Here is a 17071-nt window from a genome sequence, read left to right as displayed (position 1 = left end):
CTGATCCTCGCCGCCCCCGCTCTGTGGGCCCCCAAGTCTGGCCGCCTGGTCTCCTGGCGCGCGGCGGGCCCCCCCCCGGGGGCCCCCGCCCCCCCCCCGCCGCGTTGTCCGGTGGGGAGCGCGGCGACTACTTCTTCGGCGGCGCTGTCCCGCCCGTCGTGCCGCCCGTCGTGCCGCCTGTCGTACCGCCCGGAGTCCCGCCCGCCGGGGGCGTGGCCGGGGCGCTCGGAGCGGTCGGGGTCGTGGTCGGGGCCGTGGGCGCGGTGGTGGGCGCGGTGGTGGCGCCGCCGTCCGGCTGGGCCGGGGGGACGGTCGGCGTCTGCGGCGGGGCGGGCGGGGTGACGGCGTACAGCTCGACGCCCCACAGCGAGTAGCCGTACTTGTTGGCCCGGGCCACGCCCTGCACCCGGAGGAACCGGGCGCCCGGCGCGTCGAAGCGCACGGTCTCGTCGCCGCCCCTGCCGTTGTCCACCGTCGCCGCGTCGGTCCAGGTGGTGCCGTCCGCCGAGACCTGGAGCCGGTAGGCGGCGGCGTACGCGGCCTGCCAGTGCAGCACCGCAGCGCCCAGGTGGGTCGTCTGCGGCAGTTCCAGCTGCACCCAGGCGTCGTCCTTGGCGGGGGAGGACCAGCGGGTCTTCGGGTCACCGTCGGTGACCGCCGAGGCGGGGAAGTTCGGCGTCTCGTCGCCCGAGGAGGTGGCCTTCGCGTGGAGCGCCAGGTCCGGACCGCTGGTCGGCGGCACCACGTGCACCTGGAGCACCTGCTTCACGGTGGTGGCGCCGGCCACGAACTGCACCGGCACCTGGTACGTCCCGAACGGCGTCCCGGGATCGGCGCTGACCAGCAGCGGCACGCCGATGCGGCCGCCGCGCGGCACGGTCACCCCGGCCGCCGGGGTCACGGTCAGGCCCTTGGCCGCGGCCGGCACCTCGGTGCGTAGCTCGCCGGTGGTCCCTTCGGGGCGGCCGGCCTCGACGGTGGCCCGGGTCTGGGCGGGCGCGGCGGCGCCGGTCACCACGTCCAGGGTCGGGTCGGACAGGCTGAGCCGGGCCGCCGGGACGTCCGCGTACCAGGGGATCACCTGGTTGACCACCGGCGGGTCGCCGCCCGGCTTCCAGGTCAGCCGGAACGCGTCGGCGGCCTGCCCGCCGGCCGGCAGCTCGTTGTAGCCGGGCTGCACGGTGCCGATGTCCGTCCAGCCGCCGTCCGAGCGGCGCACCGAGACGGTGGCGGTGGCGTGCACGCCCGGGTCGGTGAGCACGGTGAGCCGGTCGAGCGGGCGGGCGGCGCCCAGTTCGACGGTGAGCGGCTCGTCCTGCGCGGTGGGCGGCTTGGCGGCCCGGTACGCGGTGTCCGGGTTGCCGTCCAGCACCGCGGACGCCGAGGAGCCGGGCAGTGCGGTGGGGCCGCCGGTGACGCTGGCGGGGGCGTCGTCGGGCGCGGTGACGGTGAACTCGCGCACCGCGACGGCGGTCTTCTGGGCGGCGGTGGCCCGCAGCCGCACGGCCCGCACCACCGGGCCGGCCGGCAGCTTGGCGCTGACCGACTTCTGGTTCTTGACCACGGCGAGCTGCTTCCAGCCGCCCTCGCCGGTGCTGTACTCCAGCACGCCGTCGTGGAGGTAGTCGTCGACCGCGCTCCGGCCGTCCGGCCCGTTGCCCCAGGAGCCCATCAGCACGGTGACGGCGCCGACCGGGCGCCCGCCGCCGAGGTCGACGCCGACCGCGTCGCCGGGCTGCGGGGGAGCGGAGCTCCAGTAGAACGTGTCGGCCACGCCGTCGGTCATCAGCGCGGGCAGGTGGTCGTGCGCGGTGCCCATGGTGGTGGTCGGGGTGATCCCGCCGCCGGCCACCCCGGCCCAGTTGTCGGCGGCCTGGACGGCCCGCTCCAGGAACGGGGCGAGCACGTCCGCGCCGATCGTGGCCGGGCTCTGCGCGAGCTGCTCGCGCAGCCGGTTGAGCTCCACCCGGGCCTTCCAGGCGGCCGCGCCGTCGCCGCCGTGCTGGGCCAGCAGCATGTCCAGCGCGGACTGTCCGGCCAGCCCGTAGTCGTGCAGCGGGGCGAGCCAGGGCGCGGCCTCGGCGGCGAGCTGGGCGGTGGCCTGGGTGCCGGCGAGGGTCTGCTGGGCGGTGGCCATCGCGGCGAAGGCGTCCCGCAGGGGCGCGGCGGCCTCTATCAGCTTGGCGAGGTCCGACGCGGTGCCCGAGGTGGGCTCGGCGGCGGCCCAGAACCGGTCGAGCAGCGGCGTCAGGTAGCCGGACTCCTGCTTGGACAGCGGCGAGGAGGAGCTGTTGCCGGCCAGCGCGGTGACTGCGGACAGGGCGGTGCCGGCGGGCGTGCTGCCGGCGCCGGTCGGGCCGGCGAGCGAGCGCACCGCGGCCTGCCAGGAGTCCTCCGGCCGGTAGCCGGCCGGGTTCCAGGCGAAGTCGCCGGCCGTGGCGAGGGCGATCCGGGAGGCCACCGGCTGCTGCATGGCACCGGTGAGCATCACCGCCGAGCGGGTGGCCACCTCCGGTTCGCGCCCGGTGTAGGCGCCGAGGAAGAGCCGGTCCGGGCTGGCGTCGTTGACCGGGTAGTTGTCCATGGTGACCAGCGGGTGGCCGTACAGGTCGCCGGTCTCGGCGGCCTGGGCGCCGGTGATCTTCTCCGGGATCACCCCGCCCCCGCTCCAGGCCACCTGCACGCCGTCCGGCAGCGCCGCGGCCAGCGCCTTGCGGTACGGCGTGACGCCCTGCTTGTGGTATTCGGTGGGCACGACGGACAGCGGCGCCAGGCCCGGGTTGCGCGCGATCAGCCGGTCCCGCACCTTGGTCACCAGCGCGGCCTGCGCCTTGGCGGCCGCGGCCGGGCCGGTGCCGTACGTGTCGCGGTCGTCGCCGCAGTGCCACTCGTCGTAGCTGACGTCCAGGAACTGGAGCTGGAAGGCGGTGAAGCCGAGCTTGCGCAGCCCGTCCAGCTTGGCCACCAGCGCGTCCACGTCCTTGCCGGAGCTGAAGCAGAGCGACTGCCCCGGGTCGATCGCGTAGCCGAGCGTGACGTGGTCGCGCCGGGCCAGGCCGCCCAGTTGGCGCAGCTCGTCGGCCTGGGCGGCGGGGTAGGCGTCGCGCCAGCGGGAGAGCCGGAACGGGTCGTCACCGGGGGCGTAGAGGTAGAAGTTCTGCTTGGAGCGGCCGAGGAAGTCCACCTGGTCGAGCCGCTGCTGCGCCGTCCACGGGCTGCCGTAGAACGCCTCCGCGGTGCCGCGCACCGGCGCGCCGCTCGGCCAGTCCCGCAGCGTGATCCCGGGCAGGCCCAGCCCGGCGACGCCCGGCGCCTGCCCCTGCCCGGCCGGGACGGCGGCGAGCAGCTGGCGCAGGCTCTGCGCGGCGTAGAAGGTGCCCACCGCATCCGTGCCCGCCAGCACCACCGCGCCGTACGTCCCGCCGCCCTGGGCCGGCAGCTGACCGACCGACAGCACATACCCGCCGGCCGGCATGCCCGCGGTCGAGGGGGCGGCGCCGTCCTTGCCGCCGGCCGCGGCGGACAGCGCGCGCAGCGCCCGGTCCGTCCGGCCGTCGGCGCCCTCGGCCGGTCCGCCGACGTACACCACCAGCGACCCGGCGGCCGGCGCGTCGGCGTCCGGCTCCGGGGTCACGGTCGTCGCCCCGGCGACCTCCAGCACCTCCCGGACGGCGTCCAACGCCCCGAGGTCCGCGTCCGGCGCCGGCACCAGCGTCACCGCGGCCGGCACCGCGACCGGCTTGCCGGCCACCGTCTGCTCCTGCGGCCGCGGGAACACCTGCGGGTTCGTCATGCTCCCCAGCGGCGTCTGCGGCGCGCTGCTCACCACGTCCGGCCCCGCCGACGCCGCGTACGCCGCCGACGGCATCGGCCCGGCCAGCAGCCCGCCGACCACCGCCGCCGCCGCGACCCCCGCCGCGATCTGCAGGGTCCGCCGCCCCGGCCGCCCCGCCGCCCGCCGGGCCCGCTCCGCCCGCACCGACGCCAGCAGCGGTTCCGTCCCCTTGAGGCCGGCGATCAGCCGGTCCGCCGTCCTGGGAGCCAGTTGACGGCACGTCCGCGCCGTGGCCCGCCGCGCCGCCAGCGCCGCCGGGTGGTACAGCACCTCCCGCAACGCCGCACTCCGCTCCAACCGCTGCCGCAGCCGCCGCCCGGCCACAACGGACACTCGGGCTTCCACAGGAGCCTCCTCGCCAGGCCTGGACCACATCGCCGCAACCCCACCAGCTACCCAACCTGGTGTCAACGCGGCCGCCCGCTATGCCGGGTCTGCCCCGGTTCAAGCATTCGGTCCGGGGTCGCGGCAGCCCCCGGCCGCCAGGCCGATCCGACCGCGCGGTCGTGTCGCGCAGCGTCGTCGGGCCGTCACCCGGGTAGGACTGTGGTCGTCCTGACCAGGCGTTGCCGAGACATCGCAGGAGCCGCGAGTGGCCGCTTATCTCGACCGTGACGGAGCCGACGGGCTGAGGGTGCCGATGCAGGACGCGCCGCCGCCACCGCCCGAACTGGTGGCGCTGGCGCAGGCGTACGGGGTGGACACCCGGTACCCCGGGCCGGGGGGTGTGACCGTGGGAGCGCGCACGCTGGTCGCGGTGCTGGGGGCCCTGGGGGTGGCGGCGGGGACGCCGGAGCAGGCGCGCGAGGCGCTGGAGCGTCACCGGGCCGCGCAGCAGGCCCGGTTGCTGCCGCCCTGCGTGGTGGTCCGTCAAGGGCGGCGGACGGCACTGGACGTGCCGGCCGACGCGCGGCTGCACGTGGAGCTGGAGGACGGCGGGGTGTGGGAGCTGCCGCGCGGCCACTCGCACTGGCTGCCGCCGGACCTGCCGCTGGGGCGGCACACGCTCAGGGCGGAGTGCGGCGAGGGCAAGGCCCAGGCGGCGCTGATCGTCGCACCGGAGAAGCTGCCCCCGCTGCCCGGCTACAGCTGGGGCTTCCTCGCCCAGCTGTACTCCGTCCTGTCCGACCGCTCCTGGGGCATGGGCGACCTCGGCGACCTCGCCGAGCTGGCCCGGTGGGCGGGCGCCGGCCTCGGCGCGGGCTTCGTCCAGATCAACCCGCTGCACCAGGCGCTGTCCGCCGCCCCCGCCGCCCCCACCGATCCGTCCCCCTACCGCCCCTCCTCCCGCCGCTTCGCCGATCCGGTGCACCTGCGGGTCGAGGCCGTCCCCGAGTACGCCTATCTGACGGGTGACCAGCGCGCCGAGGCGGAGGAGCTGGGCCGCCGGGCCGCCCGGCTGCGCGACGAGGTGCTGGGGCACGACGGCCTGATCGACCGGGACGCCGTCTGGGCGCTCAAGCGCGAGGCGCTGGAACTGCTGCACGAGGTGCCGCGCGGCCCCGGCCGCCAGGCCGCGTACGAGGCCTACCAGCGCCGCGAGGGTGACTGGCTGCGCCGGAACGCACTGTGGAACGCGCTCGCCGAGGTGCACGGCGCCGACTGGCACGGCTGGCCGAAGGGGCTGCGTCACCCGGACGGCCCACAGGTGGGGCGCGCCTCCCGGGAGCTCGCCGACCGGGTCGAGTTCCACCGCTGGCTCGCCTGGCAGGTCGACCAGCAGCTCGCCGAGGCCCAGGGCGCGGCCCGGCAGGCCGGCATGCCGGTGGGCCTGATCCACGACCTGGCCGTCGGCGTCCACCCGGACGGCGCGGACGCCTGGGCGCTCCAGGACGTGCTGGCCGGCGGCATCTCCGTCGGCGCCCCGCCGGACGCCTTCAACGCCCACGGCCAGGACTGGGGCCTGCCGCCCTGGCGCCCGGACGCGCTGGCGGCGGCCGGCTACACCCCGTACGCGGAGCTGCTGCGCGCGGCGGCCCGGCACGCGGGCGCGGTCCGGATCGACCACGTGATGGGCCTGTTCCGGCTCTGGTGGGTGCCGGACGGCCACCCGCCGACCGAGGGCGCGTACGTGCGCTACGACGCCGAGGCGATGCTCGGCGTGCTGGCCCTGGAGGCGCACCGGGCCGGGACGGCGGTGATCGGCGAGGACCTGGGCACGGTGGAGCCGGGCGTCCGGGAGGAGCTGGCGGCGCGCGGGATCCTCGGCACCTCCGTGCTCTGGTTCGAGCGGGACTGGCAGGCGGCGGGGGAGATCCTCGCCCCGGACCGCTGGCGCCCGGGCTGTCTGGCCACCCTCACCACCCACGACCTGCCGAGCACCGCCGCCCGGCTCTCCGGCGAGCACGTCGAGCTGCGGCACCGGCTCGGGCTGCTGGCCCGTCCGCTGGGCGAGGAGCAGGAGGAGGCGGTGGCCGAGCTGGCGGACTGGCGGGCCGAGCTGACCGCGCGGGGGCTGCTCGCGCCGGGCGAGCCGCTGTCGATGCCGGTGCTGTACCGCTTCCTGCGCGCGACCCCGGCGGAGCTGGTCGGGGTCTGGCTGCCGGACCTGGTCGGCGATCCGCGCCCGCAGAACCTGCCCGGCACCTGGGACCAGTACCCGAACTGGCGCCTGCCGGTCGCCGACGGCGCCGGCGACCCGGTCACCCTCGACCGCCTGGCCGCCACCCCGGCCGCCCGCCTGCTCGCCCACCTGCTGGCCCCGCCCGGCGCCCACCCCGCCGTCTGACCCCGCCGTCCGACCCCGGCACCTGATCCCGGCACCTGATCCCGCCGCCTGCCCCCGGCACTGCGGACGGCCCCCTTCCGGAAGGCCGACCCCGACGCGCGGGGGGTCATAAGCGGCGGGTAAGTTGGAAACGTGGACAAGAGGAACGCTTTGCGAGCCGGCGCGGTCTCCGCAACGGTCACGCTGATGATGCTGCTGTCGTCGCCCGCCATGGCCCTCACCAGGGACGACGGCGACGACCCGGGTCCTGGCCTGAGCGTCGGCCAGACCATCGGCCTGTACGTGCTGATCCCGATCGCCGCCTTCGTGATCATCGCCGCCCTCGCGGGCCTGCCGTACGGCAAGGGCAAGGGCAAGAAGAAGTAACCACCGCGTCCACCAGGACCTGCACGACCCCGAAGGGGCACCGGAGATCTCCGGTGCCCCTTCAGGCGTTCCAGCGCCTTGACGGCGCCCCGACGGCGCCCCAACGGAGCCCCGTCGGCGCCCGAAGGGACCCCGGACGGGGCCCCGACGGGCGCCTCAGCAGGTCAGCGGCCGGCGCCCGCCGCCCGGTCGACCGCCTGGGCCTTGAGCGCGCGCTCGATCCCGGCCCGGGCCTCGACGACCTGGCGCCGCAGCGCCGGTGCCGGCTCGGCCTCGGTCAGCCACGCGTCGGTCGCGTCCACGGTGGCCTGCGTGACCTGCAGCGCCGGGTACAGCCCGCCGATGATCTGCTGCGAGATCTCGTGGCTGCGGGTCTCCCAGACCTCCTTGACGGCGGCGAAGTACTTGGCCGCGTACGGCGCGAGCAGCTCGCGCTGGTCGGACTGCTGGAAGCCCGCGATGGTCGCTTCCTGGACGTAGTTGGTGAGGGTGTCCGACTCGACGACGGCGGTCCAGGCCTCGGCCTTGGCCTCGGCGGTGGGCCGGGCGGCGCGGCAGGTGGCGGCGTGCTCCTGGCCGGCCGCGGTGTTGTCGCGGGCCAGCTCGGCCGTCACGGCGGCCTCGTCGGCGCGCCCGGTGGCGCAGAGCCGGGTGAGCAGGGTCCAGCGCAGCTCGGTGTCGACGGCGAGGCCCTTGATCTCGGCGGTGCCGTCGAGCAGGCCGGCGAGCAGGCCGAGCTGCCCGTCGGTGCGGGCGACGGAGGCGAGGGTGCGGGCCCAGGAGAGCTGGTGGTCGCTGCCGGGCTCGGAGGAGCGCAGGTGCTCCTCGGCGGCGTCGGCCCACTGGGCGAGGCCCTGCTCGCGCCAGTCGGGGTCGGTGTAGGCGTCGAGGGCGAGCCGGACCTGGCGCTGCACGGACTGCACGACGCCGATGTCGCTCTCCCGCCCGATGCCGGAGAGGGCGAGCGCCAGGTAGTCGCGGGCGGCGAGTTCGCCGTCGCGGGTCATGTCCCAGGCGGAGGCCCAGCACAGGGCGCGCGGCAGCGACTCGGTGAAGCCGCCGAGGTGCTCGGTGACGACGGCCATCGAGTCCTCGTCGAGCCGGATCTTGGCGTACGAGAGGTCGTCGTCGTTGAGCAGCACGACGGCCGGGCGGTGCCGGCCGACGAGCTCGGGCACCTCGGTGCGCGGGCCGTCGACGTCGAGCTCGATCCGGTCGGTGCGCACCAGCGCGCCGTCGGCGAGCTCGTACAGGCCGATGGCGATGCGGTGCGGGCGCAGCACGGCCTCGCCCTTGGCGCCGGCGGGCAGCGCGGGGGCCTCCTGGAGGACGGCGAAGGACTCGATCTCGCCGTCGGTGTTCAGGGTGATGGCGGGCCGCAGCACGTTGATGCCGGCGGTCTCCAGCCAGGCCTGGGACCAGGTCCGCAGGTCGCGGCCGCTGGCCTCCTCCAGGGCCCCGAGCAGGTCGGTGAGCCGGGTGTTGCCCCAGGCGTGGCGCTTGAAGTAGGCCTGCACGCCCTGGAAGAAGGCGTCCTGGCCGACGTACGCCACCAGCTGCTTGAGCACCGAGGCGCCCTTGGCGTAGGTGATGCCGTCGAAGTTGACCTGGACGTCCTCCAGGTCGTTGATGTCCGCCATGATGGGGTGGGTGGAGGGCAGTTGGTCCTGCCGGTAGGCCCAGGTCTTCATCTGGTTGGCGAACGTGGTCCAGGAGTTCGGCCACTTGGAGCCGGGGGCCTCGGCCTGGCAGACGGCCTCGGCGAAGGTGGCGAAGGACTCGTTGAGCCAGAGGTCGTTCCACCACTCCATGGTGACGAGGTCGCCGAACCACATGTGGGCGAGCTCGTGCAGGATCGTCGCCGCGCGGGCCTCGTAGGCGGCGTCGGTGACCTTGGAGCGGAACACGTACTGGTCGCGCAGGGTGACGGCGCCCGCGTTCTCCATCGCGCCGGCGTTGAACTCCGGGACGAACAGCTGGTCGTACTTGGCGAACGGGTAGGGGAAGTCGAACTTCTCCTGGAAGTAGTCGAAGCCCTGCTTGGTGACGGCGAAGATGTCCTCGGCGTCCAGGAACTCGCGCAGCGAGGGGCGGCAGTAGACGCCCAGCGGCACCTTCTGGTCGCCGTTCTCGTAGGTGTCGAAGACCCCGACGTACGGGCCGGCGACGAGCGCGGTGATGTAGGTGGAGATCCGGCCGGTGGGCTCGAACGTCCAGACCTGCGCGGCGCCCTCGCCGACCGGGGTCGGGGTGGGCGAGTTGGAGACCACGACCCAGCCGGTGGGGGCGGTCACGGTGAACGCGAACGCGGCCTTCAGGTCGGGCTGTTCGAAGGAGGCGAAGACGCGGCGGGCGTCCGGCACCTCGAACTGGGTGTACAGGTAGGTCTCGCCGTCGACCGGGTCGACGAACCGGTGCAGGCCCTCACCGGTGTTGGTGTAGGCGCAGTTGGCGACGACGCGCAGCTCGTTCTCGGCGGCCAGGTTCGGCAGCGGGATCCGGCTGTCGGCGAAGCTCTCCGGGTCGAGCGGCGCGCCGTTGAGGGTGATCTCCTCGACGCTCGGCGCGACGAGGTCGATGAACGTGTCCGCGCCGGGGGTCGTGGCCGTGAACCGGACCACGGTGGTGGACCGGAAGGTGCCTCCTTCGCGGGCCGAACTCAGGTCGAGCTCGATGTCGTACGCGTCCACGTGGAGGAGGTCGGCCCGGGTGCGGGCCTCCTCGCGGGTCAGGTTGGTGCCGGGCACTCGCTGCACTCCTTCGTCAGGCTGATGGGGCGAATCCTCCCATGACCCAACGGACGGGCTCCCGGAATAATCACAGGCGGGGCGGGTCCGGACAGATCGCCCGTTCCCGCCCCGCCAGGACGAGCCCCGAGGGCCCGCGTTCGAGGAGTGCTCAGCCCCCCGCCGTCACTTCTTCCACTTGGTCAGCGGCGCGTCGGAGCTGCCGCGGCGGAAGGCGTACACCGCGCTGCCGTCGCTGGAGAGGACGTACTCGGACATGCTCATCCCGATGTCCAGGCCGTTGGGCATGGCCATGGTGCCGATGTCGGTCATCGAGCCGTCGGCCGGCGAGAGCGTCACCAGCCGGGCGGGCTTGTTGTAGCCCTGGCTGACGATGGCGCGGACCTTGCCGTCCTTGTCGGTGCCGGACACCAGCCGGATGTCCTGGCTGGACGTGGCGCTGGCGGCGGACCAGATCCGCTTGCCGGTGGTCAGGTCGTACGCGTTGACGGCCGACTTGGCGCCGGTGATCTGGGCGTACAGGGTGGTGCCGCTGACCACGTTCTGGGTGTAGGCGTCGGACTGGCCGGACAGCCGCAGGCTGTCCGCGCCGGGCTCCTTGACCGACATCTGGTTGCCGGGCTTGTTGCTCTTGTCGAACGGCAGGATGTAGTCGCCGTTGGGGCCGCTGCTCATCAGCAGCACCAGCGGCTGGTCCTGGACGACCTTGTCGATCCGCTCGATGCTGCCGGTGAGGGTGATCGGCGTGCTGGCGGCCTTGCCGCTGTCGGCGTCCACGACGACCAGCTGCGACTTCGGGCCGGAGCCGCCGTAGCAGCGGTCGCTGACCGCGATCTGGCTGCCGGCCGCGCGGCCGTAGAGGCTGCAGTCCTTGTCGCGCGGCTGGAACTGCCAGGCCGCCGAGCCGTTGTCGATGTTCAGGCCGCCGACCACGTTGCCGCCGATGGCGACCACCTTGTCGGTGACGCTGAGCGTCGGCGAGGACATCCGGTCGGTGGAGACCTTGACGCTCCAGAGCAGCTTGCCCTGGCTGACGTCGACGGCGCCGATGGTGGAGCAGTCGCTGTCACCGGTGTTGAAGGAGACGGCGGCGATGTTCTTCGAGTTGGTCGAGTAGGAGGCGGTGCACACCTCCTTGCTGCCGGCCGGGACCGGGATGTTCCAGGCCTCCTTGCCGTCGGAGGTGTTGTACGCCCGGATGCCGGTGCTGTCGGCGCGCACCGCGACCTTGTCGCTGCCCCAGATGCCGAGCAGCTGCGAGCCGCTGTCCCCGGTGGCGGCCTTGGGGGCGTTCCAGGCGATGTTGTACCCGGCCCCGCCGGTGTTGCCGCCGGTGCTGCTGCCGGTGGTGCCGTCGGCGGTCGGGGCGTTGGTGACGGTGCCTCCGGAGGTGGTGGTGCCACCGGACGTGGTGGTGCCGCCGGAGGTGGCGTTCGGCGTGGGGTCGGGGTCGTTGCCCTTGAGGAGCACGACCAGCCCGGCGACGATGGCGATCGCCAGGACGCCGCCGATGATCCCGCCCCACAGCATCACGGGGTTGCGCTGCTTGGGCGCGGGGGGCACCGGCGCGCCCGGGTAGTACCCGGGCTGCTGCTGCGGGTATCCGTAGCCGGCGCCGTAGGCCTGCCCGCCGTCCGGCGCGCCGTAGGCGCCACCGGGCATCGGGTCGTACGGGCCGACCGGCGCACCGGCCGGCGGCGGCGGAGCCTGGCTGGGGAAGGCGGCCGCGGTCGGCGCGTACGGCTGGTAGCCGGCACCGGCACCGGCACCGGCGGCGGGCGGCTGCGCGGGCGGAGCCGGCGGCTGGGCCGGCGGCGGCCCGGCGGGCGAGGCCGGGCGCGGGATCGCCGCGCCGTCGAGTTGTGTCATCTGGTCCGCCACGGCGGCCGGGTCCACGCCGTTGGGCGGGCGCCCGAACGAGACGCCCCGATTGTCCTGCGGGCTGCTGCCCGACGCTTCGCCTGCCCCCGGCGTAGGGTGATCCCCTGCCATCTGATTCCCCGTCATTCCTGGAAGCGTCCCCCTGCCGATACCGCCCCGCGGTCCGGGGGGACGCGTGAGATAGGGCACCATGCTAGTGGCGGGTGTTTTTCGGTCGAACCCAGGACTCCGCAGGCCCGTTTCCGTCCGTTCCCCCGCCGCTTCCGGGCCCGCCGCCACCGGCCCCCGTCGTACCGCCCAGGTCCGATCCGCGCCGATCCACGGCACAGGCCCTACCCTTCAGGAGTTGAAGGGGACGTCCGGCGGAGGGGTCCCCGCCCTGGGAGGGTGGATCATGTCGACGGACACACCGGGCTCGCAGTCGTCCTTGCACCGGGCGAACCTGGAGCGGGTGCTGCGCGCGGTGCGGACGGCCGGTTCGCTGACCCAGGCCGAGATCGCCCGCGGCACCGGCCTGTCCGCGGCCACCGTCTCCAACATCGTGCGGGAGTTGAAGGAGAGCGGCACCGTCGTGGTCGCCGACACCTCCTCCGGCGGCCGGCGGGCGCGCAGCGTCTCGCTCAGCGGGGACGCGGGCATCGTGGTGGGCATCGACTTCGGCCACACCCACCTGCGGGTCGCGGTCGGCAACCTCGCGCACCGGGTGCTCGCCGAGGAGAGCGCCCCGATCGACGTGGACGTCTCCGCCGCGCAGGGCTTCGACCGGGCCGAGGCGATGGTGGAACGGCTGCTCCGGCAGGCCGGGTTCCGTCCGGAGAAGGTGATCGGCGTGGGCCTCGGCGTGCCCGGCCCGATCGACGTGGAGACCGGCGCGCTGGGCTCCACCGCGATCCTGCCCGGCTGGACGGGCATCGCCCCGGGCCGGGAGCTGGCCGAGCGGCTCGGCATGCCGGTGCACGTGGACAACGACGCCAACCTGGGCGCGCTCGGCGAACTGGTCTGGGGGGCCGGGCGGGGGCTGAGCGACCTCGCGTACATCAAGGTCGCCAGCGGGGTCGGCGCCGGACTGGTGGTCAACGGCCAGATCTACCGCGGGCCGGGCGGCACCGCCGGTGAGATCGGGCACATCACCCTGGACGAGGCCGGGCCGGTCTGCCGCTGCGGCAACCGCGGCTGCCTGGAGACCTTCGTGGGCTCCCGCTACCTGCTCTCCCTGCTGACCCCGACCCTCGGGCCGGACCTCACCCTGCCCCGGGTGGTCGAGCTGGCCCATCAGGGTGACCTCGGCTGCCGTCGGGTGATCGCCGACGCCGGCCGGCAGATCGGCACCGGCGTCGCCACCCTGTGCAACCTGCTCAACCCGCGCCGGGTGATCCTCGGTGGCGACCTCGCCGAGGCCGGTGAGCTGGTGCTCTCCCCGATCCGCGACTCGGTGGCCCGTTACGCCATCCCGAGCGCCGCCCGCCAGCTCTCGGTGGTCCCCGGCACGCTGGGCGGCCGGGCCGAGGTGCTCGGCGCGCTGGCGCTGGTGATGAGTGAGATGGGGGAGTCCGGGGCGCTGGGGCGCGGCTGAGCCGCCGCGGCCCGGATCGCGCCCGAACATTCATTCGTCAATCCAGGGTGACGCGCGACCCCCGGGCCGACCTCCGGGAATGGCGGTAACGGGTCGGTGGCACCGGCCGCGCCGCTCGGTGTCCGGCAAGCGGACATTAGACTCGACCGGTCGGCACCGGCCGCGACCGCCGGCCCGCCGCCAGACCGGGCAGCGACGCCCGTCGGACCGCCCGCGGTCCGCGAACACTGAACGAGGAGGAACGGGTGGCCCTGCTGACCCGCATTCGGGGACCGCGTGATCTCGACCGGCTCACGCCGGGACAGCTGGCCGCACTGGCCCAGGAGATCCGGACCTTCCTGGTGACCGAGGTCGCCAAGACGGGCGGCCACCTCGGCCCCAACCTCGGCGTGGTGGAGCTCACCATCGCGCTGCACCGGGTCTTCGACTCGCCGCGCGACCGCATCCTCTTCGACACCGGCCACCAGAGCTACGTCCACAAGCTGCTCACCGGCCGCCAGGACTTCTCGATGCTGCGGATGAAGGGCGGCCTGTCCGGCTACCCGTCCCGCGCCGAGTCCGAGCACGACGTGATCGAGAACTCGCACGCCTCCACCGTGCTCTCCTACGCCGACGGCCTGGCCAAGGCCAACAAGATCCTCGGCAAGCCGGACCCGGTCGTCGCGGTCATCGGCGACGGCGCGCTCACCGGCGGCATGGCCTGGGAGGCGCTCAACAACATCGCCGACGCCAAGGACCGCCCGCTGGTCATCGTCGTCAACGACAACGAGCGCTCCTACTCGCCGACCATCGGCGGCCTGGCCAACCACCTCGCCACCCTGCGCACCACCCAGGGCTACGAGCGCTTCCTCTCCTGGGGCAAGGACGCGCTGCAGCGCACCCCGGTGGTCGGCCAGCAGCTGTTCGAGACGCTGCACGGCGCCAAGAAGGGCCTCAAGGACTTCATCGCCCCGCAGGGCATGTTCGAGGACCTCGGCATCAAGTACATCGGCCCGATCGACGGCCACGACCTGACCGCCCTGGAGTCCGCGCTGACCAAGGCGCGCGGCTTCGGCGGCCCGGTGATCGTGCACTGCCTCACCGAGAAGGGCCGCGGCTACCACGCCGCGGAGAACAACGACGAGGACCGCTTCCACGCGGTCGGCAAGATCCACCCGGAGACCGGCCTGCCGATCCAGAACGCCGGCGGCCGGAGCTGGACCTCGGTCTTCGCCGAGGAGATGGTCGCGCTCGGCCACGAGCGGGACGACATCGTCGGCATCACCGCCGCCATGCTCCACCCGGTCGGCCTCGCGCCCTTCGCCGAGGCCTTCCCGGACCGCATCTTCGACGTCGGCATCGCCGAGCAGCACGCCGTCACCAGCGCCGCCGGCCTGGCCACCAACGGGCTGCACCCGGTCTTCGCGGTCTACGCGACCTTCCTGAACCGGGCCTTCGACCAGGTCCTGATGGACGTCGCCCTGCACAAGCTGGGCGTCACCTTCGTGCTCGACCGGGCCGGCGTCACCGGCGACGACGGCGCCTCGCACAACGGCATGTGGGACATGTCGATGCTGCAGATCGTCCCGACCCTGCGGCTGGCCGCCCCGCGCGACGCCGACCAGGTCCGCGCCCAGCTGCGCGAGGCCGTCGAGGTCAAGGACGCCCCGACCGTGGTCCGCTACTCCAAGGGCACCGTCGGCCCGGCCGTCCCGGCGGTCGGCCGGATCGGCGGCATGGACGTGCTGCGCGCCGCCGAGGAGCCGGGCGGCACGCACCGCGCGGACGTGCTGGTCGTCTCGGTCGGCGCGATGGCCGCCACCAGCCTGGAGGTCGCGGACCTGCTGGCCGCCCAGGGCATCACCGCCACCGTGGTGGACCCGCGCTGGGTCAAGCCGGTGGACGCCGCCCTGCCGGGCCTGGCGGCCGAGCACCGGGTGGTCGTCACGATCGAGGACAACGGCCGGGTGGGCGGTGTCGGCGCCGCGGTGGCGCAGGCGCTGCGCGACGCGGACGTGGATCTGCCGGTGCGCGACTTCGGGATTCCGCAGGAGTTCCTGGACCACGCGAGCCGGAACGAGATCCTGGCCGAGATCGGCCTGAACGCCCCGGACATCGCCCGAAAGGTGACGGCCCTGGTCGCCAGCCTGGACGCGGCTCGGGTCGAGGCCTGAGAACGGGCCCGGAACGCGTTCCACCGACGACTGTTCGTCGTAACTCCGTAACAGTTCGTCACGAAACAAGCTGACAATCGCACCGAAAGGCGGGACCGGCGCCGCCCGCGCCGATCCCGCCCGGTAGGTTGTCATCCGTGCCCACCCCCACCCGCTTCCGCCTCGCCGGACTGGCCGAGCGCCTGCCCGAGCGCGTCCGTACCCATGTGCAGACCGGGTACTGGACGAGGCTGGTGCCGGTGCTCGCGCTGGTCGCGCTGCTCACCCACATCCCGTCCTTCGCCCGGCCCGTCTGGAGCCCCGACGAGGGGTTCCTGGCCACCCAGGCCCGGATGCTGGCCGACGGCGGAGTGCTGTACGACACCGTGGTGGACCGCAAGCCGCCGTTGCTCCCCTGGCTCTACCAGGCCTGCTTCACGATCTTCGGCTCCGCCTCGCTGTGGCCGCTGCGCACCCTGGCGGTGGGCGCCCACCTGGTCACCGCGATCCTGCTGGCGTCCATCGCCCGCGGCCGCTGGGGCAACCGGGCCGGGGCCGGCGCGGGACTGCTCTACCTGCTGGTCTCCATCGGGCTCTCCCCGGAGGACACCCAGGCGGCGACCTTCGAGGTCTTCATGCTGCCCGCCATGGTGGCCGCGTTCCGGTACGCCGAGCGCCGCCGCTGGCTGGCCGCGGGCATCGCGGTGGCGCTCTGCTCGCTGACCAAGCAGACCGGCGGCGCGGTGCTGCTACCGGTGCTCTGGATGCTGTTCCAGGACGCCCGCCGGCGCGGGGTGCGCTGGCCGCCCGCCCTGTTCAAGATCGGCTTCGGCTTCATCCTGCCGATAGCGCTGGTCGCGGTCATCCTGACCAAGCCCAAGGGCTTCCTGTTCTGGGTGGTCACCGGCAGCGGGGACTACGCCTCCTTCGGCGGCGCCTGGCTCCAGATGATCGGCCGCGCGCTCGGCAACTCGGCCATCCTGGTCGCGGCCGGGCTGGGCTTCCTGCTCCCGGTCGGGCGCCGGCTCTGGCTCAAGCACCGCCACCGGCCGCTGCCCGTCGCCGGGGAGGAGCACGGCTCCACCGGGGACCTATGGGTCTGGCTGGCGTCCTCGGTCGTCGCGGTCAGCGTGGGCTTCCACTTCTTCGGCCACTACTACCTTCAGCTGATCCCCCCGCTGGTGCTGCTGGGCACCGGGGCGGTAGCCACCTCGGCGGTCCGCTGGAAGCCCGTCCTGGTGTACACCACGGTCGCCTCGACGGTCTTCTGGGCGCTGGCCCTGGCCTGGCCGGGGGAGCGGCTCAACCGCACCACCGAGGTCGCCACCGCGGTCGCCGCCCAGACCACCCCCAAGGACACCGTGCTGGTCTGGGGCATGCACCCCGAGCTGTACTGGCTGGCCGACCGCAAGCCCGCCACCCGCTACCTGACCGCCGGCTTCCTGACCAACTACAGCGGCGGCAAGGACGGCAACGCCAACGTGGGCGAGCAGTTCAGCGTCAGCAACGCCTGGCAGACCTTCGACAAGGAGCTCGCCGACAACCTGCCCGAGGTCGTGGTGGACGACTCCGGCATCGCCCCGTACCAGCCGGTGCTGGTCCCGCGGATCGAGAACCTGCTGGACACCCACTACGAGATGGTCGGCGTCTTCGCCGACACCGTGGTCTACCGCCTCAAGAAGAGCTGACCACCCCCCCCCGCACACGCCGGAGCCCCGGCGGCGGGCGCGCGGCCCCCCCCGGCCGCCGCGTGCGGGTGGGGGGCGGGGGTGCGGGGCCCCCGCCCCGCCGCGGGGCGGGGCTCGAGCG

8 protein-coding genes are annotated in these 17071 nt (G+C 74.2%); 5 read left to right on the top strand and 3 right to left on the bottom strand.

Annotated elements, in window-relative coordinates; genetic code table 11:
• Positions 1–127: 127 nt before the first annotated feature.
• Positions 128–4180, bottom strand: coding sequence for a beta-N-acetylglucosaminidase domain-containing protein (locus ACFV61_RS12000; protein WP_380491389.1), 4053 nt, complete (start codon positions 4178–4180; stop codon positions 128–130).
• A 295-nt stretch (positions 4181–4475) separates the two neighbouring features.
• Here ACFV61_RS12000 and malQ point away from each other — a divergent pair, with 295 nt between their 5' ends.
• Positions 4476–6563 (top strand): 4-alpha-glucanotransferase, encoded by a 2088-nt coding sequence (gene malQ / locus ACFV61_RS11995; RefSeq protein WP_380427123.1) that lies wholly within the window; start codon positions 4476–4478, stop codon positions 6561–6563.
• 132 nt (positions 6564–6695) lie between these two features.
• Complete coding sequence (locus ACFV61_RS11990; RefSeq protein WP_079135908.1) at positions 6696–6929, top strand: hypothetical protein; 234 nt, start codon at positions 6696–6698, stop codon at positions 6927–6929.
• A 164-nt stretch (positions 6930–7093) separates the two neighbouring features.
• Here ACFV61_RS11990 and pepN read toward each other — a convergent pair whose 3' ends face one another.
• Positions 7094–9676, bottom strand: a complete 2583-nt coding sequence (gene pepN, locus ACFV61_RS11985; RefSeq protein WP_380427119.1) for an aminopeptidase N — start codon at positions 9674–9676, stop codon at positions 7094–7096.
• A 165-nt stretch (positions 9677–9841) separates the two neighbouring features.
• The gene (locus ACFV61_RS11980) at positions 9842–11557 is read right to left on the bottom strand and encodes a PQQ-binding-like beta-propeller repeat protein (protein ID WP_380491387.1); all 1716 of its coding nucleotides are present in this window, start codon (positions 11555–11557) and stop codon (positions 9842–9844) included.
• A gap of 394 nt (positions 11558–11951) precedes the next feature.
• Between ACFV61_RS11980 and ACFV61_RS11975 the strand changes: the two genes are divergently transcribed.
• The 3 genes from ACFV61_RS11975 (at position 11952) to ACFV61_RS11965 (ending at position 16950) form a co-directional block, all read left to right on the top strand.
• Complete coding sequence (locus tag ACFV61_RS11975) at positions 11952–13130, top strand: ROK family transcriptional regulator (RefSeq protein WP_063349467.1); 1179 nt, start codon at positions 11952–11954, stop codon at positions 13128–13130.
• A 245-nt stretch (positions 13131–13375) separates the two neighbouring features.
• On the top strand, positions 13376–15283 hold the full coding sequence (gene dxs / locus ACFV61_RS11970) for a 1-deoxy-D-xylulose-5-phosphate synthase (protein ID WP_363368836.1): 1908 nt from the start codon (positions 13376–13378) through the stop codon (positions 15281–15283).
• Between the two features lie 137 nt (positions 15284–15420).
• A complete protein-coding gene (locus ACFV61_RS11965) occupies positions 15421–16950 on the top strand; it encodes a glycosyltransferase family 39 protein (protein WP_244293472.1) in 1530 nt (509 codons plus the stop codon).
• The last annotated feature ends 121 nt before the right edge of the window (positions 16951–17071 follow it).

The organism is Kitasatospora sp. NPDC059817 (assembly GCF_042731835.1).
Lineage (GTDB): Bacteria > Actinomycetota > Actinomycetes > Streptomycetales > Streptomycetaceae > Kitasatospora.
The sequence above is the reverse complement of the archived record's forward strand: the minus strand, read 5'-3'. Positions and strand labels throughout refer to the sequence as shown.